Annotated in this window: 1 pseudogene; it reads left to right on the top strand. The window is 53.2% G+C overall.

Annotated features, from left to right (window positions below):
- Positions 1-530 (top strand): annotated as a pseudogene (locus C3451_RS24210) (IS5-like element ISKpn26 family transposase); the annotation flags it as partial.
- Positions 531-587: the final 57 nt, after the last annotated feature.

Below are 587 nucleotides of genomic sequence, written 5' to 3'. Positions count from 1 at the left end.
GCTCTACCAAGAACAAAGAGCAGCAACGCGATCCGGAGATGCATCAGACCAAGAAAGGCAATCAGTGGCACTTTGGCATGAAGGCCCACATTGGTGTCGATGCCAAGAGTGGCCTGACCCACAGCCTGGTCACCACCGCGGCCAACGAGCATGACCTCAATCAGCTGGGTAATCTGCTTCATGGAGAGGAGCAATTTGTCTCAGCCGATGCCGGCTACCAAGGAGCGCTACAGCGCGAGTAGCTGGCCGAGGTGGATGTGGACTGGCTGATCGCCGAGCGTCCCGGCAAGGTAAAAACCTTGAAGCAGCATCCGCGCAAGAACAAAACGGCCATCAACATCGAATACATGAAAGCCAGCATCCGTGCCAGGGTGGAGCACCCGTTTCGCATCATCAAGTGGCAGTTCGGCTTCGTGAAAGCCAGATACAAGGGGCTGCTGAAAAACGATAACCAACTGGCGATGTTATTCACCCTGGCCAACCTGTTTCGGGTGGACCAAATGATACGTCAGTGGGAGAGATCTCAGTAAAAACCGGAAATAACGCCAGAAATGGTGGAAAAAATAGCCTAAATAGGCTGATTCGAT

Origin of the sequence: Enterobacter sp. 301B, from assembly GCF_003850715.1 — a bacterium.
Lineage (GTDB): Bacteria > Pseudomonadota > Gammaproteobacteria > Enterobacterales > Enterobacteriaceae > Enterobacter > Enterobacter intestinihominis.
This window is presented reverse-complemented; position numbering and strand designations above follow the sequence as displayed.